21 protein-coding genes are annotated in these 22,972 nt (G+C 65.1%); 7 read left to right on the forward strand and 14 right to left on the reverse strand.

The window, feature by feature from the left end; all coding sequences use genetic code 11:
* Nucleotides 1-32 precede the first annotated feature (32 nt).
* Complete coding sequence (locus VHN57_RS08930) at nucleotides 33-722, forward strand: GcrA family cell cycle regulator (RefSeq protein WP_037519632.1); 690 nt, start codon at nucleotides 33-35, stop codon at nucleotides 720-722.
* Between the two features lie 51 nt (nucleotides 723-773).
* On the opposite strand, the gene VHN57_RS08935 is transcribed toward VHN57_RS08930, so the two are convergent.
* Entirely contained in the window at nucleotides 774-1,952 is a 1,179-nt protein-coding gene (locus VHN57_RS08935; protein WP_278987538.1) for a M48 family metalloprotease, read from the reverse strand.
* A gap of 115 nt (nucleotides 1,953-2,067) precedes the next feature.
* Nucleotides 2,068-2,910 carry an outer membrane protein gene (locus VHN57_RS08940; RefSeq protein ID WP_423283631.1) on the reverse strand — a complete coding sequence of 281 codons (843 nt, stop codon included), beginning with the start codon at nucleotides 2,908-2,910 and terminating at the stop codon, nucleotides 2,068-2,070.
* 153 nt (nucleotides 2,911-3,063) lie between these two features.
* On the opposite strand from VHN57_RS08940, the gene parE reads away from it, so the two are divergent.
* Together parE and VHN57_RS08950 are read left to right on the forward strand one after the other, a co-directional pair.
* Complete coding sequence (parE, locus tag VHN57_RS08945) at nucleotides 3,064-5,043, forward strand: DNA topoisomerase IV subunit B (protein WP_278988525.1); 1,980 nt, start codon at nucleotides 3,064-3,066, stop codon at nucleotides 5,041-5,043.
* A complete protein-coding gene (locus VHN57_RS08950) occupies nucleotides 5,040-6,314 on the forward strand; it encodes a serine hydrolase (RefSeq protein ID WP_423283634.1) in 1,275 nt (424 codons plus the stop codon). The genes parE and VHN57_RS08950 overlap by 4 nt, the downstream gene beginning before the upstream one ends.
* A gap of 168 nt (nucleotides 6,315-6,482) precedes the next feature.
* Here VHN57_RS08950 and VHN57_RS08955 read toward each other — a convergent pair whose 3' ends face one another.
* From VHN57_RS08955 to VHN57_RS08995, 9 genes are all read right to left on the reverse strand, one after another.
* Nucleotides 6,483-7,274 carry a LysR family transcriptional regulator gene (locus VHN57_RS08955; protein ID WP_423283636.1) on the reverse strand — a complete coding sequence of 264 codons (792 nt, stop codon included), beginning with the start codon at nucleotides 7,272-7,274 and terminating at the stop codon, nucleotides 6,483-6,485.
* On the reverse strand, nucleotides 7,271-7,669 hold the full coding sequence (gene apaG / locus VHN57_RS08960; protein WP_004207375.1) for a Co2+/Mg2+ efflux protein ApaG: 399 nt from the start codon (nucleotides 7,667-7,669) through the stop codon (nucleotides 7,271-7,273). The genes VHN57_RS08955 and apaG overlap by 4 nt, the downstream gene beginning before the upstream one ends.
* A 32-nt stretch (nucleotides 7,670-7,701) precedes the next feature.
* Complete coding sequence (locus VHN57_RS08965; RefSeq protein ID WP_037519625.1) at nucleotides 7,702-8,910, reverse strand: trans-sulfuration enzyme family protein; 1,209 nt, start codon at nucleotides 8,908-8,910, stop codon at nucleotides 7,702-7,704.
* Nucleotides 8,907-9,905 (reverse strand): threonine dehydratase, encoded by a 999-nt coding sequence (locus VHN57_RS08970; protein ID WP_423283638.1) that lies wholly within the window; start codon nucleotides 9,903-9,905, stop codon nucleotides 8,907-8,909. Before VHN57_RS08970 ends, VHN57_RS08965 begins: the two co-directional genes overlap by 4 nt.
* 184 nt (nucleotides 9,906-10,089) lie before the next feature.
* A complete protein-coding gene (locus tag VHN57_RS08975; protein WP_278988369.1) occupies nucleotides 10,090-10,506 on the reverse strand; it encodes a hypothetical protein in 417 nt (138 codons plus the stop codon).
* An 85-nt stretch (nucleotides 10,507-10,591) separates the two neighbouring features.
* Nucleotides 10,592-11,635, reverse strand: coding sequence for a 3-isopropylmalate dehydrogenase (gene leuB, locus VHN57_RS08980; RefSeq protein WP_423283640.1), 1,044 nt, complete (start codon nucleotides 11,633-11,635; stop codon nucleotides 10,592-10,594).
* Between the two features lie 120 nt (nucleotides 11,636-11,755).
* Nucleotides 11,756-12,490: a DNA repair protein RecO gene (gene recO / locus VHN57_RS08985; RefSeq protein ID WP_423283642.1), complete on the reverse strand. Its 735-nt coding sequence runs from the start codon at nucleotides 12,488-12,490 to the stop codon at nucleotides 11,756-11,758.
* 38 nt (nucleotides 12,491-12,528) lie between these two features.
* Entirely contained in the window at nucleotides 12,529-13,509 is a 981-nt protein-coding gene (locus VHN57_RS08990) for a TerC family protein (RefSeq protein WP_278987695.1), read from the reverse strand.
* A 141-nt stretch (nucleotides 13,510-13,650) separates the two neighbouring features.
* Nucleotides 13,651-15,168: an acetyl-CoA hydrolase/transferase family protein gene (locus VHN57_RS08995; protein ID WP_278987697.1), complete on the reverse strand. Its 1,518-nt coding sequence runs from the start codon at nucleotides 15,166-15,168 to the stop codon at nucleotides 13,651-13,653.
* 116 nt (nucleotides 15,169-15,284) lie between these two features.
* Here VHN57_RS08995 and VHN57_RS09000 point away from each other — a divergent pair, with 116 nt between their 5' ends.
* Nucleotides 15,285-16,172, forward strand: coding sequence for a LysR family transcriptional regulator (locus VHN57_RS09000; protein ID WP_278987698.1), 888 nt, complete (start codon nucleotides 15,285-15,287; stop codon nucleotides 16,170-16,172).
* Here VHN57_RS09000 and VHN57_RS09005 read toward each other — a convergent pair.
* From VHN57_RS09005 to uvrC, 3 genes are all read right to left on the reverse strand, one after another.
* A complete protein-coding gene (locus VHN57_RS09005; protein ID WP_423283645.1) occupies nucleotides 16,169-17,695 on the reverse strand; it encodes a methyl-accepting chemotaxis protein in 1,527 nt (508 codons plus the stop codon). The genes VHN57_RS09000 and VHN57_RS09005 overlap by 4 nt on opposite strands.
* Nucleotides 17,692-17,964 carry a hypothetical protein gene (locus VHN57_RS09010; protein ID WP_423283647.1) on the reverse strand — a complete coding sequence of 91 codons (273 nt, stop codon included), beginning with the start codon at nucleotides 17,962-17,964 and terminating at the stop codon, nucleotides 17,692-17,694. Before VHN57_RS09010 ends, VHN57_RS09005 begins: the two co-directional genes overlap by 4 nt.
* A gap of 132 nt (nucleotides 17,965-18,096) precedes the next feature.
* A complete protein-coding gene (gene uvrC, locus VHN57_RS09015) occupies nucleotides 18,097-20,010 on the reverse strand; it encodes an excinuclease ABC subunit UvrC (RefSeq protein ID WP_423286005.1) in 1,914 nt (637 codons plus the stop codon).
* A gap of 240 nt (nucleotides 20,011-20,250) precedes the next feature.
* Between uvrC and VHN57_RS09020 the strand changes: the two genes are divergently transcribed.
* The 3 genes from VHN57_RS09020 (at nucleotide 20,251) to VHN57_RS09030 (ending at nucleotide 22,955) form a co-directional block, all read left to right on the forward strand.
* Entirely contained in the window at nucleotides 20,251-21,303 is a 1,053-nt protein-coding gene (locus VHN57_RS09020) for an NAD(P)-dependent alcohol dehydrogenase (RefSeq protein ID WP_278986891.1), read from the forward strand.
* Nucleotides 21,304-21,445: 142 nt separating this feature from the next.
* Nucleotides 21,446-22,360: an HAD family hydrolase gene (locus VHN57_RS09025; RefSeq protein WP_278986890.1), complete on the forward strand. Its 915-nt coding sequence runs from the start codon at nucleotides 21,446-21,448 to the stop codon at nucleotides 22,358-22,360.
* Between the two features lie 70 nt (nucleotides 22,361-22,430).
* Nucleotides 22,431-22,955: a GNAT family N-acetyltransferase gene (locus VHN57_RS09030; RefSeq protein WP_278986888.1), complete on the forward strand. Its 525-nt coding sequence runs from the start codon at nucleotides 22,431-22,433 to the stop codon at nucleotides 22,953-22,955.
* The last annotated feature ends 17 nt before the right edge of the window (nucleotides 22,956-22,972 follow it).

Below are 22,972 nucleotides of genomic sequence, written 5' to 3' on the forward strand. Positions count from 1 at the left end.
GGGCGCATAGCACAGATTGTGAGGAGTTTTCATTGTCCTGGACCGACGAACGTATCGACCAGCTCAAGGCGATGTGGGAAAAGGGCCTGACCGCGAGCCAGATCGCGGACGAACTGGGCGGCGTCAGCCGTAACGCGGTAATCGGCAAGGCGCATCGCCTTGGCCTGCAGTCGCGCCCGTCCCCGGTGAAGGCCAACGAGGCGCCCAAGAAGGCCGCGCCCGCCCGCAAGCCGGCAGCCCCTGCCCCGGAAGCCGAAGCGCCCCGCGCTGCCGCGCCCGTGGCCGCCCCGCCGCCGCCGCCGCGTCCGGCCCCGGTCGCCGCACCGGCTGCGCCTGCCGCACCGGCTGCTGCCGCTGCCCCCAGCGACGCGCCTGCCGCGCCGCAGCCGCGCATCGTGTCGGTCGGCCCCGGCGGCTTCCTGCGCCAGGGCCCCGGTGACCAGCAGGCACCGATCCCGCCGGCGCCGCCGCGCCGTCTGGTGCCCGCCAAGCCGAGCGCCGAAATTGCCGGCAAGACGAGCCTGCTCGATCTGACCGAGCGGATCTGCAAGTGGCCGATGGGCCATCCGGGCGAGCCGGACTTCCATTTCTGCGGCGAAGCGGTGAACCCCGGCTTCCCTTATTGCGTGGAACATTGCGGCCGCGCCTATCAGGCGCAGCTGCCGCGCGGCACGCGCCGCCCGCCCCCGCCGCTGCCCTTCGGCGGCCCGCGGGTTCGCTGAGCCAAACCAGACAAGGAAGGCCGCCCCACCGGGCGGCCTTTTCTTTTGCCCCTATTTGCCGACCAGTTGCGGATTTTCCGCCTTCCAGACCATCGCCGCATGAATGCGCCGTTCGACGCTGGGATGGTCGTAGAACAGGATTTCCTCCAACCGCGAGGGCGATGAGGCGCGATATTCGATCGTCTTGACCAACGCCTTGGCCAGGCCATCGGGCTCATGCGCGACCTTGAGCGAGAAACGGTCGGCGGCATTCTCGTCATAGCGGCTGATGCTGTTCATCAGCGGCACCAGGAATATCCCGACCACTGCCGCCACCGCCCAGGCGACCGGCATATGCGCCGGATCGCTGATCGCACTGCCCGCGCCGAACCAGCGCGCCGCCACCGGATAGAGCCGGTCAACCAGGAAGAAGAGCAGCATCGCCAGCAGGCTCATGCCGCCGGCCAGCCACAGCACATGATGTTCGGCATAATGGCCCATTTCATGGCCCACCACGCCGCGCACCTCGGCCAGGTCGGCGCCGCGCTTGAACATCACATCGCTCATTGCCACCCGCGCCGTGCCGAACAGGCCGGAGACATTGGCGGTATAGCGTTCCGACTGCTTCGACCCGTCATAGATATAGATTTTGTCGCCCGGCACGCCGGCACGATGCGCCAGTTCGACCACCGCATCGCGGGCCGGCCCGGCTGGCGCGGGGGTATATTTGTTGAACAGCGGTTCGATCGCCACCGGTGCGATGACGACCATCAGGATGATGCCCAGCACGACCACCAACCCCGACCAGGCCCACCACCAGCGCGGCGTGCGGCGCATCAGCGCATAGATGGCGACCGCCAGCAGCGCCAGCAGCGGGATGCTGATCGCACTCGACAATATGTCCTCGCCCAGCCAGCCGCCGAAACCCTGGCTGGTCAGCCCATAGCTGCGCTCGCGTCCCCAATTGGCATAGATGGACCAGGGCAGTTCGATCAGCCAGTCGAGCAGGAAGAAGAGCAAGGCGGACAGGAACACCGCCAGATTGGGGCGCCGCACATGCACCCGCCGACCGAGCCGCACCAGCAGACCGCTGCGCCAGATCAGCGCCATAGCGACCAGCGTCACCAGCATGCCCCACAGCAGCAGCCAATGTCCGCCCTGGGTATAGGCGACCGCCCGTTCATGCTGGGCCGGCGACAGCGTCGCCAGATAGGCGGCGGTCGCCGCATCGGGGTTGAAACCTGCCGCCATATTCTCGACCTCCCGCCATATCTTGTCGGCGGGAAGCTATGTCGAGCGCGGGATCAGGTAAAGATCACAAGAGGAAAGAGCCGGAACATCGTCCCGGCCCCTTCATTGCGGCGGATCAGAAGCGGAAGCTGGCGGTCGCCATCAGGCTCTGATTGTCGAACTTGTCGCCACGATTGATGCTGGTGCCGCCGGATGGCGTGATGATGAAGGGATTCGTCGCGGGCGCGCTGCCCTGCCCCACATCGACGCGATAGTCGCCCGTGTTGTAACGGGTCCACAGATAGCGCGCGCCGATCGAGAAATTCTGCGCGACCTTGGCTTCGACACCGCCGCCCATGGTGTAGCCCCAGGCATCTTCCTTGCGATCATATTCGGTGAAGCTGTTGGCGGTATTGGTGGTGTCGAAATGGTTCTTCACCTTGGCATAGGCCAGACCGCCGGTGATATAGGGCATGAACCCGCCATCGGTAGTGTAGCCCAACCGCGCGCGCAGATTGGCGTTCCAGCCGATCCGCCGGGTCATGGTATAGCTGGCTGGCGTAGTCGAATATTCGGTCACGCTGTCGCTGACATAGGCCTTGCCCGCTTCGCCGACGATGCCCGCGACGATATTCCCGAACTGGCGGTCATAACCGACATGCCCCATCCAGCCGATCGCATCCTTGTCGCCGTTGCAGCCGCTGGCCGGCGTCGCCCCCCGTGCCGAACCGCCGCAGGTGCCGGGCGAAAAGGCATTGGCCCCGGCCGCCGTGGTGACGACATTATCATAATTGCCGTCTCCGTCGGTGTCGAAGCGCAGATGCTCGCCGCCATCGCCCTTCGACCAGTTATAGCCGAAGGAACCGCCGACATAGGGGCCGGTCCAGTCGACCTTGCCGCTGTCGTCCTGCGCCATTGCGGGCGTCGCCAGGGCGAGCGCCAGCGTGGCGCCCATCGGCGCAAAATGCTTGAATGTCATGAATTTCTCCAGCCTGACCTTGGGAATATACCCTGATGGAGGCAACGGCTCTGTCGACCAATTTGTTGCAAAGCGCCTTGTAACAATTGATTGCTGGCGATCGCGTGCGCGCAGCGCTTGCACCCGACGCCCGGCTGCCTATAGCTTGGCGGAATGTCCGAAGACCTGTTCGCCTCCGCCCAGTCCACCACCTCGCCGGGCTATGACGCCTCCACCATCGAAGTGCTCGAAGGGCTGGAGCCGGTCCGGCGCCGTCCGGGCATGTATATTGGCGGCATCGACGAGCGCGCCTTCCATCATCTCGCTTCCGAAGTGCTCGACAACAGCATGGACGAAGCCGTCGCCGGTCACGCCACGCGGATCGAGATCAGCCTGGAACCGGGCAACAAGCTGACCATCACCGACAATGGTCGCGGCATCCCGGTCGACGACCACCCCAAATTCCCCGGCAAGTCGGCGCTGGAAGTCATCCTCACCACGCTCCATTCGGGCGGCAAGTTCGAAGGCAAGGCCTATGCAACCTCGGGCGGCCTGCATGGCGTGGGCATCAGCGTCGTCAACGCCCTGTCGATCAAGACGGTGATCGAGGTCGCACGCAACAAGGAACTGTTCCGTCAGAGCTTCAGCCAGGGCCTGCCCACCAGCGGCCTGGAAAAGGTCGGCGCCGCCCCCAACCGGCGCGGCACCGCGGTCAGCTTCATCCCCGACAGCGAGATTTTCGGCGAGCAGAAATTCAAGCCGGCCAAGCTCTATCGCCTCGCCCGGTCCAAGGCCTATCTGTTCGCCGGGGTCGAGATACGCTGGAAATGCGCGCCCGAACTGATCGGTGACGACACCCCGCCCGAAGCGGTGTTCCAGTTTCCCGGCGGCCTGGCCGACCATCTGAAGGAGCAACTGGGCGACCGCGAATGCGCCACCACCCAATTCTTCTCGGGCAATCAGGATTTTCCGGGCGAAGCCGGCCGGGTCGAATGGGCGGTCGCCTGGCCGCTCTGGTCCGACGGCAGCTATAGCTGGTATTGCAACACCATCCCCACGCCCGATGGCGGCACCCATGAAAACGGCCTGCGCGCCGCACTGGTGAAGGGTATCCGCGCCTTTGGCGAACTGGTGGGGCAGAAGAAGGCGAAGGACATCACCGCCGATGACATCATGACGTCATCGGAAATCATGCTGTCGGTCTTCATCCGCGATCCCCAGTTCCAGAGCCAGACCAAGGATCGCCTGACCAGCCCGGACGCCGCGCGCCTAGTCGAAAATGCCGTGCGCGACCATTTCGACCATTTCCTGACCGACCATATGGACCGGGGCAAGGCGCTGCTCGCCTATGTCATCGACCGCATGGACGAGCGGCTGAAGCGCAAGCAGGAAAAGGAGGTCAAGCGCAAGACCGCCACCAGCGCGCGCAAGCTGCGCCTGCCCGGTAAGCTCACAGATTGTTCGAACGATGACCCGGAAGGTGCTGAAATCTTTCTGGTCGAAGGCGACTCGGCCGGCGGATCGGCCAAACAGGCCCGCGACCGCAAGACGCAGGCGATCCTCCCCCTGCGCGGCAAGATCCTCAACGTTGCCTCAGCAAACACCGCCAAGATATTGGCAAACCAGGAAATTGCCGATATGATCCTGGCGCTGGGCTGTGGCACACGCAAGGATTGCAACCCCGACAATCTGCGCTACGAACGCATCGTCATCATGACCGACGCCGATGTCGACGGCGCCCATATCGCCACCCTGCTGATGACCTTCTTCTTCCAGGAAATGCCCGAGCTGGTGCGGCGCGGCCATCTCTATCTGGCCCAGCCGCCGCTCTACCGTCTGACCGCCGGCGGCAAGAGCCTCTATGCGATGGACGATGCCCAGCGCGAGGCGATGCTGGCCAAGGAGTTCAAGGGCAAGAAGGTCGAGACCAGCCGCTTCAAGGGGCTGGGCGAAATGAACCCGATGCAGTTGCGCGAGACCACCATGGACCCCAAGACCCGCAGCCTGATCCGCATCACCCTGCCCGACGATATCGAGGATCGGCAGCAGGTCCGCGATCTGGTCGAGCGGCTGATGGGCACCAACCCGGCCCATCGCTTCGCCTTCATCCAGGAAAATGCGGCAGCGGTCGATGAGGAAGCGATTGACGCATGAGGCTGCTGGCGGCTGCGCTCGTCCTCATCGGACTGGCGCTGCTGCCGGCCCGTGCCATGGCTGATCCCAGCCCCGCCTTTCGCGCGCGCGCCACGCAACTGGTGAGCATCCTCGCCGGTCCGGGCGACGAAGCCGACTTTTTCTCCCCCGTCTTCCTCGACGCGATCCCGGTCGATCGCTGGCGCGCACTCGCCGCCGACCTGCGCCGCGAGCATGGCCGCCCGGTCGCGCTTGGCGCGCTCACCCAGCAGAGCGCAACGGCCGGGCAGATGGAGGTCCGCTACGAACGGGCAATCGTCGCCATCACGCTGGTGATCGCCCCCGATCCGCCCAACCGCGTCGTCGGTCTGCGCATCATCGGCAGCCGCCAGGCCGATGACAGCATGGCGGCGGTGCTGCGCGACATCGCCGCCCTGCCCGGTCGCAGCAGCTTCGCCATCGCCCGACTGACCGATGCCGCTCCCGTCCTACTCCAGTCGCACCATCCCGACCAGCCGATGGCCACCGGCTCCTCCTTCAAGCTGACCGTGCTGGCCGAATTGGCGCGTGCGGTGCAGGCCGGCGAGCGGCGCTGGAGCGATGTCATCCCGCTCGGCCCGAAAAGCTTTTCCGGCCGGCTGATGGCATGGCCCGATCACGCGCCGATGACGCTGCACAGCGTGGCGACCGCAATGATCGCCGAAAGCGACAATAGCGCGTCGGACACGTTGCTGCTGGCCCTGGGCCGCGACAAGGTCGACGCCATGCGCCAGCGCTTCGGCATCGCCGATCCCCGCAGCTTGCCGATGCTGACCACGGCAGAGGCCTTTGCCCTGAAGATGCCCGGCAATGCCGATCTGCGCCGTCGCTATGAGGCCGGGACCATCGCCGATCGCCGCGCCCTGTTGCGGGATGCCGCCGCCCGGCTGACCGCCGCCCATGTCGATGTCGGCACCGTGTCGGAAAATCCGGTGGCGATCGACACGCTCGAATGGTTCGCCAGCCCGCAGGAGGAAATCGCCCAGCTCGACTGGCTGCGCCGCAACGGTGGCGACGCCCTGTCGATCATGGCGGTCAATCCGGGCATCGCCCCCGCCAACGCGAAACGCTGGCGCTATTTCGGCTATAAGGGCGGCAGCGAACCCGGCGTCATTGCCATGAACTTCCTGGTGCAGGCGCAGGACGGCCAATTCTATGCGGTCAGCGGCGCCTGGAACGATCCGGTCGCCCGCGTCGACGAAGGCCGCTTCGTCATGCTGATGACGCGCGCGCTCAACCTGCTCGCCGACTGATCCCCCGGCCCGACGCCTGTCCTACACGCCCCCGATCCTCTATACATGCCCGATGGGACATGAACGGAGTGCGCAACAATCCATCACCAGCTGGACATTTAATGTCAAAATGTGCAGGAAATATGCGAAGTTAAGCGCACGAAATCCTATTTTCCCGGCCGCGCCGGATCAGGCCGTGAGCGCCTCGATCAGCGCCTTGACCTTCTTCTGGCGCCATTGCGGCAACGGCGCGATCAGCCAGTAGCTGAGCATCGTCGGCAGGGCATCGCCCACCTTGCGCACCCGTCCATTCTCGATATCCGCCTGTGCCAGCAGCAGCGGCACGCTCGCCCGGCCAAAGCCGTTCGCCGCCGCCTCGATCGCCAGGCCCGCATCCGCCACCCGGATTGCGGCAGGCAGGTCGCCCGAGGGGCAGCCGGGCCACTCGATCCGCTGCTCCGGCCCGCCCGCCGCCGCCTCCACGGTGACGAAGGCGGTTTCGCCGATCTTGATCCCCTCATGCTCGCCCGCGCCATCGGTCAGGCGCAGCGCTAGGTCCAGATTGGCCTCGGTAAAGTCCAGCGCCTCGTCGGCGGCGACCAATGAGAAGGTCAGGCCGGGCTGGCTCGCGGCATAGGCGGCCAGGCGCGGCTGCAGCCATTTGGCGGTGATGTCGCGCGGCGCCGCGATCGTCAGCGACGAACTGGACTGGCCAGCCTGCATCGCCCGCACTGCTTCCTCGAACTCCAGGAAACCGGCACGCAGCGCTTCAAGGCCCGCTTCGGTCTCGGGCGTCAGTTCCAACCCCTTGGGCGTGCGGCGAAACAGCACCACGCCCAGCATATCCTCCAGCGCGCGGATCTGCTGGCCGACCGCCGCCGGCGTCACCGCCAGTTCGTCGGCCGCGCGGGTGAAGGACAGGTGACGCGCCGCCGCATCCAGCACGCGCAGGCCGTTGAGCGGCAAATGGGTCCGCTTCATTCGGCCACCGCCGGCGCGATCAGCGCGAAATGGGGAATGGTTACCTCGAACGTCTCGCCATCGGAACCGATCATCGTATAGGCGCCGCGCATCGACCCCGTCGCCGTGTTGAGCGGGCAGCCCGACACATAGTCATAGCTTTTGCCCGGTTGCACCACCGGCTGTTCCCCGATCACGCCTTCACCCTCCAATTCCTGCTGAATGCCCCGCCCATCGGTGATGATCCAGTGACGGCTCAGCAGTTGCACCGGCTGTTCGCCCTGATTTTCAATCCGGATATGATAGGCCCAGAACCAGCGCCCCCGGTCCGGCTCCGACTGTTCGGGCAGGAAAGTCACGGCGACATGGACGATGATGTCCCGCGTCGTCGCGTGCAGGGGGAACAATGCGTTCATGTCTCCCGCATGCGCCTCCCTGCCCGGTTCCGTCAACGCCCTATCGTCTTGAGCGCCTGGTCGAAGTCCGCGATCACATCGTCCGGATCTTCCAGGCCGACGTTCAGGCGCAGCATATCCTCGGTGATGCCGACTTCCAGTCGCGCCTCTTCGGCCATGCCGAAATGGGTGGTGGATGCCGGATGGGTCATCAGCGAGCGCGAGTCGCCGATATTGTTGCTGATGTCGACCAGTTCCAGCGCGTTGAGCAGGCCATGCGCCTCGGCCCGGCCACCACCGGTGTAGATAGAAAAGATCGGCCCGGCCGCTTCCATCTGCCGCATCGCCAGCGCATGCTGCGGGTGGCTCTCCAGCCCCGGATAATTGACCTTGGGCAGGCGGGTTTCGAGGAATTGCGCAACCTTGAGCGCATTCTCACTCTGGCGGCGAATGCGCAGGTCCAGCGTCTCCAGCCCCTTCAACACGACCCAGGCGTTGAACGCACTCAGCGTCGGGCCGGTGTTGCGGTGGAAGGGCAGCAGCACATTGTCGATCCAGTCGCGGCTGCCGCAGATGGCGCCGGCCAGCACGCGGCCCTGCCCGTCCATCATCTTGGTCGCGCTATAGGCGACGACATCGGCGCCGAACTCCATCGGCCGCTGCAATGCGGGCGAGGCGAAGGCATTGTCGACGACAGTGGTGATGCCGCGTGCCTTGGCGATCGCGCAGACGGCGGCGATGTCGACCACGTCCATGGTCGGGTTGGCCGGCGTCTCGAAGAAGAAGACCTTGGTATTGGGTTGGGCCGCCGCTTCCCAGGCCGCAACGTCGCTGCCGTCGATCGTCGTCGTGGCGATTCCGAACTTGGGCAGCAGCGTGTCGACCAGCCAGCGGCAGGAGCCAAAGGCCGCCTTGGCCGCGACGACATGGTCGCCGGCCGACAGCTGGCACAGCAGGGCAGCGGTCATCGCCGCCATGCCGGTCGCGGTGGCGCGACAGGCTTCGGCGCCTTCCAGCAGGGCGATGCGCTGCTCCAGCATCTCGACGGTCGGGTTCTGCAGCCGGCTATAGGTCATGCCCTGCTGTTCGCCGGCGAAGCGCGCGGCGGCATCCTCGGCCCGGTCGTAGCAATAGCCGCTGGACAGGAACAAGGCCTCGGACGTCTCGCCATATTCGGTGCGTGCGGTGCCGCCCCGGATGGCCAGCGTCGCCGGCTTCCAGTTCTTGGTGATCTCAGGGTTCTGCCCGCTCTTCCGCTTCATATCGCCTTCCGCATATCCGTCGTGACGCGCGGCGTTTCGCCGCCCAATATCTGTGCCATCTGGCTCATGTCGCCATTACCGCCCGAGAGGATAACCGCAACCTTCTTGCCGCGCATCTGCTCCTTTTCCTGGATCAGCGCGGCCAGCGCCACCGCACCGGCGCCCTCGGCCAGATTATGGGTGTCCTGCCAGTAGATGCGGATGGCGTCCGCCACCTCGTCATCGGTGACGCCGACGAAACGGTCGGCGCGCGGCCCGAAATAGTCGAGCGCGGCCTGAACCGGGGTGCAGACGGCGACGCCATCGGCAAAGGTATAGGCGGTCGGGCTGGTGAGCAATTGCCCTGCCTCGAACGAGCGCTTGGCCGCATCGACATGGGCGGAAACGACGCCGACGACCTTGGTCTTTAGGCCCAGCGCATCCCTTGCCGCAATCGTGGCGCACAGGCCCGATCCGCAACCGACGGGAACATAGACGGTGTCGAGGTCCGGTACCGCATCGAACAATTCCAGCCCATAGCTGGCGACGCCGCGCACCAGTTGCGCATGATAGGCCGGGACCATGAACAGCCCCTGCTCGGCGGCCAGGCGCACCGCCTCCGCCTTGGCGCTGTCGAAATCATGGCCATGCTCAATCAGGGTGGCACCGAATGCGCGCATCGCGGCATTCTTCTCCAGCGCATTGCCATGGGGGACAACGATCGTCGCCTGCAGACCGGCGGCGCGGGCCGCGCGCACCTGCGCCTGGCCATGATTGCCGCGGGTCGCGGTGATGATGCCCGTCACCGCGGGGTGGGTGCGGCGCAGCCAGTCGATATAGGTGATGGCGCCGCGCACCTTGAAGGCGCCGGTCGGCGTGTGGTTCTCATGCTTGACCCAGGTTTCGACGCCGATCCGCCCGGCCAGCAGCGGCCAGGCATATTGCGGGGTCGGCGGCACCTGGTCATGAACCATGGCGGCGGCGGCACGAAGGCTGGGCAGGGAAAAGTCGTCCATGCCGCTGCCTAGCTGGCGCGTGGAAGAGCCGACAGGACCGATATGCGCGAATTGGCCCCCTAGAGCCTGATCGTTTGAGGCGGAAGCGCCTTGCGCTTCCACCGATAGCGTGAATCAGGCTCTATTCTTGGATGCTAGACCTTGATTCACGCTTCAGGCAGATTCAGCCTGAAGCGATCAAGGTCTAGGCGGCCCTGCGCACCCTGCCCTCGATCAGCGGATGCAGATGCGCCTCTTCCCACTCCATATGGTCGTAGAGGGAATCCTGCAGCGCTAGCGTCGCCCGCTTGTAATTGCCCCAGTCGGCCGCGATCTGGGCCGGGGTCCATTGCTTGATATGGTCGCTGTAGCGCAGGAACAGCGCCACCATGGTACGGCCATGCTGATGCACGACCGGCTCGGCTTCCATCGCCAGCGGCCCCTGGCGCAAGCCCCGCGCCAGCATGTCCTCACGCCCCATATGGTCGCGAAACAGCTGGGCGAAGCGGATGCGCCAGCGGGTCAGGATCGCCATGTCGCGGACGTCATCGTCCATCATGCTGGCAAAATCCCGCATCATGCCCCGCAGGACATGATGGTCTTCAATCAGTTCAGTCGGCATTTGCGTCCCCATTCACCGCTCATATCGACCGGAAACGAAGAAACTTTACGTTCGCGTCATGCAAATGCGACGAACCGAAGCGGAATTAAAGCGCAGCGAGAACCGCGTCGCCCATCTCCACCGTGTTCATCGTGCCGCCCAGATCCGGCGAACGGGCGCCGTCGGCCAGCGCCTTGGCCACCGCCGCCTCGATCCGGTCGGCCGGCTCGGGCAGGTTCAGCGAGTAACGCAGCATCATCGCTGCAGACAGGATGGTCGCCAGCGGATTGGCCTTGCCCTGACCGGCAATGTCGGGCGCGGAGCCATGGATCGGCTCATAAAGGCCCTGGCCGCTTCCGTTGAGCGTCGCCGACGCCAGCATGCCGATCGAGCCCACGCACATGCTCGCCTGGTCCGACAGGATATCGCCGAACATGTTGCCGGTGACGATGACGTCGAACTGGCCAGGGTTGCGGACCAGCTGCATCGCGGCATTGTCGACATACATGTGGGTCAGGGCGACATCGGGATATTCGGCCGACACCTCGATCACCACGTCGCGCCACAGCTGGCTGGTCTCCAGCACATTGGCCTTGTCGACCGAGCAGAGCTTGCCGCGACGGGCGCGCGCCGCCTGGAAGCCGGCATGGGCGATGCGGCGCACCTCGGCTTCGTTATAGGACATGATGTCATAGCCTTCGCGCAGGCCGTCGGTGGTGGTGCGCATGCCCTTCTCGCCGAAATAGACGTCGCCATTGGTCTCACGCACGATCAGCAGGTCAATCGAGCCGGCCACTTCGGGCTTCAGCGCGCTCTCATGCGCCAGTTCGGGGAAGACCTTGGCCGGGCGCAGGTTCGAGAAGAGGCCCAGTTCCTTGCGCAGGCCCAGGATCGCCTGTTCCGGGCGAAGATGGCGCTCCAGCGAGTCGCAGTCGGGATCCCCAACCGCGCCAAACAGGATGGCGTCGGCGCGCTTGGCGATGTCCAGCGTCTCGGGCGGCAGCGGATGGCCGACCGCCTTATAGGCCGAACCGCCGACCAGACCCTCTTCATAGGTGAGGCCGTCGATCGCCAGCGCATCAAGCACGCGCTTCGCCTGCGCGACGATCTCGGGGCCGATACCATCTCCAGGGAACAGGGCGATCAACATGGGAAACCTCTTTCTAAATCTCTGCCGGCACGGTTCCGCGAAAGAAAATGGCCGCCGCTGCCCAGCGGGCGAACGGAGAATGCGGAAACGGCGCGCCCGCCCTTGCAAAAACTGCGCGCGTTACGCAACCGCTCTTTTCAGCCGATCGACCAGTCTTTCGCGCGCGGCCAGCACATCGGCCCGCCTTTCGGTCAACACCGACCGCTCCAGGAAGAAGCCGGTCAGGCGCAATCCATCCATGATCTGCGGCCAGTCCCCCGCCCCGCCCTGCAACAGGAAAGGCGGCAGCGGCAGCAGGCGCGCCTCATAGCCATCCGCCCCGGCCCGACTGACCGCCGCCGCGCTGCGCGGGCTGACAAAGGCCAGGTCGTCGGCAGTCCCGGTGGCGGCGCAACGGCTCAGATCAAGGCCGAAACCCAGCTCCGCCAGCAACAGCAATTCGTAGCGGACCAAAGCCGCCGCCCAGCCGCGTGCCGCCGGCGCCGCCTCGACTGCGCCAAGCACGCCGTTCAGCGCTTCGTAAAGCGTCGGATAGGGCGTTCCCTCCGGCAGGGCCGCCGCCGTCAGCGCGCAGGCCCAGTCGATCGCTGCCGCCGGCAATGGCTCGCCCAGCAAGGGCGCGCGGCTATGCTCCAGTTCGACCGTCAGGCTGGCCAGTTGATCCTCGGTACGGGCGTGGAACTCGGCCTTCACCGCATTGCCCGGCAGCAGCACCGGGCGCAGACCCCGCGACCGCCCGCCGCGCACATAGCCCGCGACCAGCCCATGATCGGGCGTCAGCAGCCGCGCGACCGCGCCATGTTCGCCATGGGCACGCAGCGCGCAGACGATGCCGGATGTGATGAGGACGGGCATGGCGCCTTCCTATCGGCGATCCGGCATTCGTGCCAAATCTAATGTTGCGGCTGCGCCTCGCCACGGGTGCGCCACAGCGACAGGCCGATGCCTGCACCCAACACCCCGGCCGTCACCAGCAGGGAAAAGGCCGGCGGGATCTTCTCCAGCCCCAGCGCATCGGCCAGGAAGATCTTGGCGCCGATGAAGATCAGCACCACCGACAGCGCATATTTGAGATAATGGAAGCGGTGGACCGCCGCCGCCAGCGCGAAATAGAGCGCGCGCAGCCCCAGGATCGCGAAGATGTTGGAGGTATAGACCAGATAGGGATCGGTGGTGATGGCAAAGATCGCCGGCACGGAGTCCACCGCGAAGATGACGTCGGCAATCTCGATCATCACCAGCGCCAGGAACAGCGGCGTCGCATGGAGCAGCGGTTTGCCGCCCGGCTCGGCCGGCTGGCGCACGAAGAAATGGTCGCCCTCCACCCGGTCGGTCACGCGCATGTGACGGCGCAGGAAACCGAGCAGCCGGTTGCCCTCCATCGTCTGTTCCTTGCCGGCCGTCCACAACATGCGGATGCCGGTGAAGATCAGGATCGCCGCGAAGAAATAGAGCGCCCAGGAGACATTCTGGACCAGCGCCGCGCCTAGCCCGATCATGATCGCGCGCAGGACGATGACGCCGATGATGCCCCAGAACAGCACCTCATGCTGATAGCGGCGCGGCACTTGGAAGAAGGAGAAGATCATCGCGATAACGAAGACATTGTCGAGCGCCAGCGATTTTTCGACGACGAAGCCGGCCAGATAGGCGACTGCCGCCTCCTGCCCCATCTGCCAGGCGATCCAGCCGCCAAAGGCCAGGCCGATCGCAATGTAGAAACCCGCCAGCTTCACGCTCTCCCGCACGCCGATCTCGCGCTGCTTGCGATGCAGCACGCCCAGATCCAGCGCCAGCAGCGCGATGATGATCGTCAGGAAGAGCGCCCACATCCAGATGGGCTTGTCGAGAAAGTCAGTCGTCAGGAATTCCATGATGGGTCCGTGCTGCAAAGATGCAGGTCAAGCGGACGGCATGGCTCCCGGTTCCCTCAGCGGAAATATGTCGGAAAGCGGCAATCGAACAGCAATGATCAATGGCCCGGCGCAGGTCAGGCTGCGCCGGGCCATTGATGATCAGCCCAGCATCATCGTGCCGGTATCGATGAAGCGCTGGTGCCAGGCAAAGGCCTCGGCCGGCAGCATCGGCGACTGCAGGCCATAGCTGCCCTGCATCGCCCGCCTGAAATAATCCTTCAGCATCGGGCGATAATCGGGATGGGCGCAATTGTTGATGATCAGTTCTGCCCGCTGGCGCGGCGCCAGCCCGCGCAGGTCGGCCAGCCCCTGTTCGGTGACGATCACCTGCACATCCTGATTGATATGGTCGACATGGCTGGCATGCGGCACGATCGCCGAAATCTTGCCCTGCTTGGCGGTCGAGGGCGTCATGAAGATCGACAGATAGGCGTTGCGGGCAAAGTCGCCCGATCCGCCGATCCCGTTCTGGATGCGCGATCCCATGACGTGGGTGGAATTCACATTGCCATAAATGTCCGCCTCGATGAGGCCGTTCATGGCGATGCAGCCCAGGCGGCGAACCAGCTCGGGATGGTTGCTGATTTCCTGCGGACGCAGGATCATCTTGTTGCGGAAGCGGGCCATGTCGGCATTGAGCCGCGCCGCCGCCTCGGGGCTGAGCGAGAAGGCGGTGGCGCTCGCCATCCGCAGCTTGCCGGATTCCAGCAGGTCGAGCATGCCGTCCTGAATGACCTCCGTATAGGAGACCATATTGTCGAACGGCGCGTCGATCAGGCCGGTCAGCACGGCATTGGCGATATTGCCGACGCCCGACTGGAGCGGCAGCAGCGACGCCGGGATGCGGCCCATCTTCACTTCATGGCCGAGGAATTCGAGCAGATGGCCGGCAATCGCCCGCGCACTGTCATCGGGCGGGGTGAAGGGCGCGTTGCGATCGGGTGAGTCGGTTTCGACCACCGCCAGCACCTTGGCGGGATCGACCCGGAAATAGGGTTCGCCGATGCGATCGTCGGCGCGGGTCAGCGGGATCGGCACGCGGCTCGGCGGCAACGCCGTGCCGTAATAAATGTCGTGCATCCCTTCGAGCGCGGCATTCTGCCAGCTATTGACCTCCAGGATGATACCCTTGGCACGATCGAGCCAGGTCTTGTTGTTGCCGACCGAGGCGGACGGGATCAGCAGGCCGTCGGGGGTGATGCCGGTCACTTCGACCACGGCGACATCCAGTTCGCCCAGGAAGCCCTGCCACGCCATCGGCGCGACCTGGCTGAGATGCATGTCGAAATATTGCATCTCGCCGCGGTTGATCCGCTCACGGGCGATCGGGTCGCTATTATAGGGCAGGCGAAATTCGACGCCGTCGGCCTTGGCGAGCGCACCGTCCAGTTCCGGCCCGGTCGATGCGCCGGTCCACACCTTCACCCGGAACGGATCACCAGCGGAATGGGCGGCGGTGATGCGATCGGCGAGCGCCAGAGGGACGGCTTTGGGATAGCCCGAACCGGTGAAGCCGCTCATGCCCACGGTCATGCCGTCGGCAATCAGGGCAGCTGCGTCCTGCGCGCTGCGTCTTTTTGCCGCAAACCCTGCATGACCGATACGATCCGATGCCATCCTCTCGTCTCCATTAAATGTCTGACTGGCGTCCCTGCGCCGGCGCTTAGGTCTGGCTTTTCCGTTCTCCGCACAATAGGGATTCCCGGCACAATATCTGTGCAGGACATGTTCAAATGAGCGACCTGCTTCTTTCGATCCGCACCTTCATACGGCTATGTGAAAAGCCCAGTTTCACGCGCGTCGCTGCCGAGATGCATGCGAGCCACACCACCATAGCGCGACGGCTCGATCAGGTGGAAGCCCATTTTGGCACCGTGCTGTTTCATCGCACCACGCGCCGGCTGGTCCCGACGCCGGAAGCCGACCAGTTGCTGGTCCATGCCCGCACTCTGGTCGATGCGCTGGAAGTGGCCGAACAGGAATTGCGCCCGGTCCAGGGCGATGTCAGCGGCACGGTGCGGATCGGCGTCACCACTGCGCTGGGCCTCTATTATCTGGGCCTGCTGAGCCTCCTGAGCGATCAGCATCCCGGCCTGCGGATCGACATGGCGATGACGGACTGGCAGCGCGACCTGGTCCAGGACCGGCTCGATCTGGCGCTGCGCGTCGGCCCGGTCGGGGACGACATGCTGGTCGTGCATCGGCTGGGTGCCCTGCCCCGCATGCTGGTCGCCCATCCCGACTATGTCGCGCGCCATGGCCTGCCAACCAGCGCCGACGACCTGCCGAGCCATCGCTGTATCGCCTATGGCTATGGCGACCTGCCCGCCAAATGGACGGTGGACGGCCGCGACCAGTTGATCAGCGGCCCGTTCCGCAGCGACAATAGCGAGGCGGTGCATCGCGCCGCGCTCGCCGGCCTTGGCATCGCGATGCTGCCCGCGGTTCGTGTCGCGGATGATCTGGAGGCGCGGCGCCTCGTGCGCGTCCTCCCCGCCAGCCAGATCGACCCGATCGACATATTGGCGGTGCATCCCGCGCTGAAGCGCCTGCCCGCCCGCGCCAGGCTGGTGCTCGATTTCCTGAAGGCGAATTTCCCCGGCGATCCGCCCCAGCGCTAGGCGGCGCGCAGTTCCTCCAGCACGTTACGCACCGTTTCCTGCAATTCCTGCGAACGGCTGGACAAGGCGGTGGCCGCCGCGTCGGTTTCGCCCATGGCCGATTGCGCCTCCGCCAGGGCCAGGCTCAGCGCTTCGGCCTGGGACGCCGCTTCGGCGATATGGCGGGCCATCTCCTCGGTTGCCGCGGCGATCTCGCCGGTGGCGCGTATCTGCTCCGCCACATGATCGACGATGCCGGCGGTAGACCGATCGATCGTGTCGGCCGATTGGGTCGCGACGTCGATCGCGCCCGACACGCTGTCGGCCGCGCGGCGAATATCCTGCAGATAGATGTCGATCTGGCGGGTGGCCTCGGCCGTCTGCGCGGCGAGGCTCTTCATCTCCGATGCCACGACGGCAAAGCCCCGCACTTCGCTGCCGCTGCGTGCCGCCTCGATCCCGGCATTGAGCGACAGGGTTCGGCTCTGCGCCGCGATCTGGGAAATCAGCGCGACGATCGAACTGGCGGAATCGACCGTCGCCGACAGCATGTCGACCTCCGGCGTCAGCGCACGGGTTGCCATCGCGCCACGCAGCGCATTGTCGCGGGTGTGGCTAGCGCTCCCGCCCACGCCATTGATCGAAATGGCCAGCTTTTCCGTGTCCTGCGCCACCGCGCGGACATCGCCATCAGCGCGGGCATGGGCCTTGCGCAACTCGGCTGAGCGCTGGGTCGTGCGATCGAGCAGATCGAACAGCCATTGCTTGCTGGCCGACAATTGCCCGGCCAGTTGGCCCAGATCGCCGACCACGGCGCCCAACCGCGCCTCCAGCGCATCGGCCACCAACCGACGCCGCTCGCCTGCCTCTTCGGCCCGCCGCGCCGCTTCCTCGATCGCGCGCTGCCGCGTCGCAATCGTCTGCGCCCGCTCCAGTTCGGCCAGCGCGACCTCGGCCCGCTCCTTTGCCGCATCGGCTTCCTTGCGCAGACCTTCGCTCCGCTGCCGTTCCTCGGTCTGCAGGCGGATGGTCTGGGTCAGCAGCGACACGATCCACCACAGCATCAGGGTCTGGATCACCACGATGAGCGCATGTACCAGCACCCGCGGCAGATCGCCCTCGCTGGCGAACACCCAGGCGGGATAGCTATAGTTGAGGATCAGATGGTGGAGCGCCGTCACGCCGGCCGCGACCAGCAACGCCCGCCGATCAAGCAGAACGGTCTGCGCTGCCAGCGCCGCGAAAAAGCCCATATGCATGTCCATCTGCCAGCCATGACCGCGCAGCAGGAAGACATAGAGCGCCGGGATCGCCACCGATGTCACCGCCAGGGTCATGCGCGCAGGCGCCGAAATGTCGCGCCGCCGCACCATGATGGTCGGAAGCAGCGCCAGCAGCGCAGCCGCCAGCGCGCCGACTTCCGCGTCGGGTGCCTTCAGCCACCATCCGATCAGCATCAGTGCCGGCACATTCAGCCAGAACAGCCACATCAGCATGCGCGCACCGGCAAGGCGGATGCTTTCCATCGGGCGTTCGACGTTCATGCCCGCCCTCCCTTGCCAGCGCAGAGAAAATCGGGCGCCGCCAGCAACAATACGCCGCGCGCCAGCATCGGCCAGCCCAGCCGATCGCGATCGCCCCGCACCACCAATGCCCCCTCGATCTGCCCCTGGCCGACCGGGATCGCGCCGACTGCAATCAACCCCGCCGCCAATCCATGGCCGCTGGCCGTTGTCAGGGGAATGGCGAGCATGTCGCCACGCGCCGGCGGCGCCAGAACACCCGCCATCATCAGAAAAGCGACTGTCGCCAATTGCGCAGCCGCAAGCCCCCACCTGTTCCCCACTATTGTCTCCCCCGCCGATCGGCTGGGGAAACATCACCAACAATTGTTAACGCGATACTTATGAGCCAGCAAAAATCATTGCGTTATCGTCACATTTTTTCAGCCGTGGAAATAATCATAGACCTGCTGCGCCACTGCCTTCGACACGCCGGGTGCCCGTTGCAGATCCTCCAGCGCCGCATCACGCACCGCCCGCGCCGTTCCGAAATGCATCAGAAGCGCCTTTTTCCGGGCCGGGCCGATGCCCGGCACCTCGTCGAGCGACGACACGGTGATCGCCTTGCTGCGCTTCGCCCGATGCGCGCCGATGGCAAAGCGATGCGCTTCATCGCGCAGGCGCTGCATGTAGAAGAGCAGCGGATGATTGATCGGGAAACTCACCTCCCGGCCATCCATCAGGTGGAAAACCTCGCGCCCGTCGCGGCCATGATGTGGCCCCTTGGCAATGCCGATCATGCAGACATCCTCGATGCCCATATCCTCCAGCATCGCCCGCGCCGCCGACAATTGCCCCTTGCCGCCGTCGATCAGCACAAGGTCCGGCCATTCGCCGCCGTCGCGATCGGGGTTTTCGCGCGCCGCCCGGCCAAAGCGCCGCTCGAACATTTCGCGCATCATCGCGAAATCGTCGTTCGAGATGTCCGGGTTCTTCATGTTGAACTTGCGATAGGCGTTCTTGCGGAAGCCCTCCGGACCGGCGACCACCATAGCCCCCAGCGCGTGCGCGCCCTGGATATGGCTGTTGTCGTAAATTTCGATCCGGTCGGGCACGCCGTCCAGCCCGAAGGCCTCGACCATCTCGTCCAATATCTTGGCCTGGGTCGTGGTCTCGGCCAGACGCCGGTCGAGCGCCTCCACCGCGTTGCGCTGCGCCTGCTTGATAAGCCGCGTGCGCTCGCCGCGCTGGGGCACCTCGATCCGCACCTTGCTGCCCAGCCTTTCGCTCAGCGCCAGCGCCATCAGCTCGCACTCGGCTGGCTCACGGTCGGTCAGGATCAGCTTGGGCGGCGGCACTTCCTCGTAAAATTGCGCCATGAAGCTTTCCAGCACCTCTTCGGTCGCCACGTCATTGGTGTGGACCGGGAAGAAGCTGCGATGCCCCCAATTCTGGCCGCCGCGGATGAAGAAGGCCTGGATGCACATCGATCCGCCCTTCTCCGCCAGCGCGAAGATGTCGGCGTCGCCCAGCCCCTCGGCATTGATCGCCTGCGATCCCTGGATGAAGGTCAGCGCCTTCAGCCGGTCGCGGATCATCGCCGCCTGTTCGAAATCCAGCGCCTCGGCCGCCGCCTCCATCGCCGCGCCCAGCTTCTGCTGCACGGCGGTCGACTTGCCGCCAAGGAAATCCTGCGCGTCCTGCACCAGTTCGGCATAGCCGGCCGTGTCGATGCGATCGACGCAGGGCGCCGAGCAGCGCTTGATCTGGTACAGCAGGCAGGGCCGCGAGCGATTGGCGAAGAAGCTGTCGGTGCAGGACCGCAGCAGGAACAGCTTTTGCAGTGCGTTGATCGTCCGCGTCACCGATCCGGCGCTGGCGAAGGGGCCATAATAGCGCCCCTTATATTTGCGCGCGCCGCGATGCTTCTGCACGCGGGGAAAGGCATGATCCTCGCGCAGCAGGATGAAGGGAAAGCTTTTGTCGTCGCGCAGCAGGACATTATAGGGCGGGCGGTAGCGCTTGATGAGTTGCGCCTCCAGCAGCAACGCTTCGGCTTCGCTGTTGGTGGTGACGATCGTCATGCTGCGGGTCTGCGCCACCATGCGCCGCAGCCGGTTGGGCAGCCGGTCGACCTGGGTATAATTAGCGACCCGATTCTTCAGCGCCCGCGCCTTGCCGACATAGAGGACATCGCCACGCGCATCCTGCATCCGATAAACGCCGGGCCGGGTCGGCAAGGTCTTCAGCGTCGTGCGGATCGCCTCCACGCCCGCATCGATATCGGGCTGGCTGCCGGTGACGGTATAGGTCGCCTTGTCTTCGTTGAAACGGTCGGGGGATTGCGGCTGCGACATGGCCGCAGAGATAGCGGCACCGGCGCGGATCGCAATGGCGGTGTGGAACAAAGGGCGGCCAACACCGGCATTCATGATTGCCATTCATGGCTGTGTTGCCGAAAGCCGGCCTAATCAACAGCCTGTCGACTTCCTACATGGGACAGGCACAGGCCGTCCCACGGCCCGCGCCCATCCAAGAATAGCAGCGGAGGGGCATATGCCCTGCACACCGCGAACCTCAAGCAAAGGGACATCCCCATGGCCACCAAAGCCTATGGCGCCAACGCCGCCGACAAGCCGCTCGAAACCCTCGACATCGAACGCCGCGCCGTCGGTCCGCATGATGTCGCGATCGATATCGCCTATTGCGGCGTCTGCCATTCGGACCTGCACCAGGTCCGTTCCGAATGGGACGGCACCGTCTATCCCTGCGTTCCCGGCCATGAGATCGTCGGTCATGTGACCGCCGTTGGCGATCATGTCAGCGCCTTCAAGGTTGGCGACACGGTCGGCGTCGGCTGCATGGTCGACAGCTGCCAGGGCTGCCCCTCCTGCGACGAAGGGCTGGAGCAATATTGCGAGAGCGGCTTCGTCGGCACCTATAATGGCAAGACCGATGATGCGCCGGGCCACACGCTCGGCGGCTATTCGCAGAATATCGTGGTGAAGGACAAGTTCGTCCTGAAGATCAGCCACCCCGCCGATCAGCTCGCCGCCGTGGCGCCACTGCTGTGCGCGGGCATCACCACCTGGTCGCCGCTGCGCCACTGGAAGGTCGGCCCCGGCCAGAAGGTCGGCATCGTCGGCATTGGCGGCCTGGGCCATATGGGCATCAAGCTGGCCCATGCCATGGGCGCCAAGGTCGTCGCCTTCACCACCTCGGAATCCAAGCGCCAGGACGCGCTGGACCTCGGTGCGGACGAAGTCGTCGTCTCGCGCAATGCCGAGGAAATGCAGGCCCATGCCAACAGCTTCGACTTCATCCTGAACACCGTCGCGGCCAGCCATAATCTCGACGCCTTCACCACCCTGCTGAAGCGCGACGGGACGATGACACTGGTCGGCGTGCCCGAGCATGCTCACCCCTCACCCAATGTCGGCGCGCTGATCTTCAAGCGCCGCAGCATCGCCGGCTCGCTGATCGGTGGCATCGCCGAGACGCAGGAAATGCTCGATTTCTGCGCAGAGAAGGGCATCGTCGCCGATATCGAGATGATCCGCATCCAGGATATCGAAGACGCCTATGCCCGCATGCAGAAGAGCGACGTCAAATATCGCTTCGTGATCGACAACGCCACGCTGGCCGCCTGATCGCTAGGCAAAGGGGCGAATGGCCAGGCGCCATTCGCCCCGACTGCGGGCCATGCCCGCCCCTTTCCGGGGGAAACCCCGATTGCTCCCAGCTTCCCGTGCCGGTCCAATCACCGGACGTTCAAGCGCCGAGGAGCCAGCCATGTCCGATCCCCTGCCGTCCTGGAATGACGGATCTGCCAAGGCCGCGATCCTGGATTTCGTCGCCCGCGTGACAGGCTCGGGACCGGAGCATATCCCCGCCCCGCAGCGTATCGCCACCTTCGACAATGACGGCACGCTCTGGGCGGAACAGCCACTTCAGACCCAGTTCCTGTTCGGCCGCATGCTGCGCGCAAAGCTGATCGAACAGGAACCGGAACTCGCGCAGCAACAGCCTTTCAAGGCCTATGTCGAACAGGACATGCCGGCCATGAAGGCGCTGGGAAAGCTAGGGCTGCTGGAGGTTGCCGCCCGTGAGCATGCGGGCGCGACCGAAGAGGAATTTGACAGGATTGCACGCGACTGGCTCGCCACCGCACATCATCCCCTGCTCGACCGGCCCTTCACCCGATGCGTCTATCGCCCGCAGATCGAATTGCTCGATTTCCTGCGCGCCCATGATTTCAAGACCTATATCGTCTCGGGTGGCGGGCTCGACCTGATGCGCGCCTTCGCCGAAGACGTCTATGGCATTCCGCCCGAACAGGTGATCGGCTCCAGCCTTCGCACCCGGTTCGAAATCGACGGTGATGGCGTCGCGCAACTTGTCAAGCTGCCCGAACTCCACTGTTTCGACGACCGCGAGGCGAAAGCGCAGAATATCGCCCTTCATATCGGCCGTCGCCCGATCCTGGCCTTCGGCAATTCGGACGGCGACCTCGCCATGCTCCGCTATGTGAAGACCGGATCAGGGCCACGGCTGGCGCTGCTGCTGCATCATGACGATGCCGCTCGGGAATTTGCCTATGATCGGGATTTCTTCCTGAGTCCCTTGGCCGAGGCGCTGGACAAGGCCCCGGATTATGGCCTGACCCTGGTCAGCATGAAGCAGGACTGGAACAGCATCTTCGTCTGATCCGCGGACCGCGCCACCTTCAGACAACCGGCCGTGGCACTCCGCACGCTGGCGCGCCTATGACCGCCTTATGGTCCATCTCCTTCCCTTCACCCCCGATCATTTCTCCACCCTGTCGGGCTGGTTTGGCAGCGACGCGGATGTCGTTCAGTGGGGCGGGCCCTATGTCCATTTCCCGCTGTCCGACGAGCAGATGATGGCGATGCTGGACGAAGGACGCAGCGATCCGCCCGCACGGCTGTGCTGGATGGCGCAGGACGGCGATCTACTGGTCGGCCATGTCCAGATCGCCTTCGACTGGCGCAACGGCAATGCCACGCTGGGCCGTGTCGCGATCGCGCCCGATGCGCGCGGCCGGAGTCTGGCGGTGCCGATGCTGCGCCTTGCGCTCGCCAGCGCCTTTGCCTTCGACGCCGTCGAACGGCTGGAACTCAATGTCTATGCCTGGAACCGGCCCGCCATCCGCAGCTATGAACGGCTCGGCTTCGTGACCGAAGGCATCCGCCTGTCCTCCGTCCGGGTCGGCGATGCGCGATGGGATACCGCGATCATGCGGATGCTGCGATCCGAATGGACGGACAGCACACCAGCCTGAACCCAAACAAAAAGGGC

Origin of the sequence: Sphingobium salicis subsp. salicis (assembly GCF_049472635.1) — a bacterium.
GTDB classification, from domain to species: domain Bacteria; phylum Pseudomonadota; class Alphaproteobacteria; order Sphingomonadales; family Sphingomonadaceae; genus Sphingobium; species Sphingobium yanoikuyae_A.

Excerpts from the sequence above, each read along its gene's own strand:
- VHN57_RS08935 (WP_278987538.1), bottom strand. The coding sequence starts at position 1,952 with ATGGCGGCAGGTTTCAACCCCGATGCGGCGACCGCCGCCTATCTGGCG.
- VHN57_RS08940 (WP_423283631.1), bottom strand. The coding sequence starts at position 2,910 with ATGACATTCAAGCATTTTGCGCCGATGGGCGCCACGCTGGCGCTCGCC.
- parE (WP_278988525.1), top strand. The coding sequence starts at position 3,064 with ATGTCCGAAGACCTGTTCGCCTCCGCCCAGTCCACCACCTCGCCGGGC.
- VHN57_RS08950 (WP_423283634.1), top strand. The coding sequence starts at position 5,040 with ATGAGGCTGCTGGCGGCTGCGCTCGTCCTCATCGGACTGGCGCTGCTG.
- VHN57_RS08955 (WP_423283636.1), bottom strand. The coding sequence starts at position 7,274 with ATGAAGCGGACCCATTTGCCGCTCAACGGCCTGCGCGTGCTGGATGCG.
- apaG (WP_004207375.1), bottom strand. The coding sequence starts at position 7,669 with ATGAACGCATTGTTCCCCCTGCACGCGACGACGCGGGACATCATCGTC.
- VHN57_RS08965 (WP_037519625.1), bottom strand. The coding sequence starts at position 8,910 with ATGAAGCGGAAGAGCGGGCAGAACCCTGAGATCACCAAGAACTGGAAG.
- VHN57_RS08970 (WP_423283638.1), bottom strand. The coding sequence starts at position 9,905 with ATGGACGACTTTTCCCTGCCCAGCCTTCGTGCCGCCGCCGCCATGGTT.
- VHN57_RS08975 (WP_278988369.1), bottom strand. The coding sequence starts at position 10,506 with ATGCCGACTGAACTGATTGAAGACCATCATGTCCTGCGGGGCATGATG.
- leuB (WP_423283640.1), bottom strand. The coding sequence starts at position 11,635 with ATGTTGATCGCCCTGTTCCCTGGAGATGGTATCGGCCCCGAGATCGTC.
- recO (WP_423283642.1), bottom strand. The coding sequence starts at position 12,490 with ATGCCCGTCCTCATCACATCCGGCATCGTCTGCGCGCTGCGTGCCCAT.
- VHN57_RS08990 (WP_278987695.1), bottom strand. The coding sequence starts at position 13,509 with ATGGAATTCCTGACGACTGACTTTCTCGACAAGCCCATCTGGATGTGG.
- VHN57_RS08995 (WP_278987697.1), bottom strand. The coding sequence starts at position 15,168 with ATGGCATCGGATCGTATCGGTCATGCAGGGTTTGCGGCAAAAAGACGC.
- VHN57_RS09000 (WP_278987698.1), top strand. The coding sequence starts at position 15,285 with ATGAGCGACCTGCTTCTTTCGATCCGCACCTTCATACGGCTATGTGAA.
- VHN57_RS09005 (WP_423283645.1), bottom strand. The coding sequence starts at position 17,695 with ATGAACGTCGAACGCCCGATGGAAAGCATCCGCCTTGCCGGTGCGCGC.
- uvrC (WP_423286005.1), bottom strand. The coding sequence starts at position 20,010 with ATGTCGCAGCCGCAATCCCCCGACCGTTTCAACGAAGACAAGGCGACC.
- VHN57_RS09020 (WP_278986891.1), top strand. The coding sequence starts at position 20,251 with ATGGCCACCAAAGCCTATGGCGCCAACGCCGCCGACAAGCCGCTCGAA.
- VHN57_RS09025 (WP_278986890.1), top strand. The coding sequence starts at position 21,446 with ATGTCCGATCCCCTGCCGTCCTGGAATGACGGATCTGCCAAGGCCGCG.
- VHN57_RS09030 (WP_278986888.1), top strand. The coding sequence starts at position 22,431 with ATGGTCCATCTCCTTCCCTTCACCCCCGATCATTTCTCCACCCTGTCG.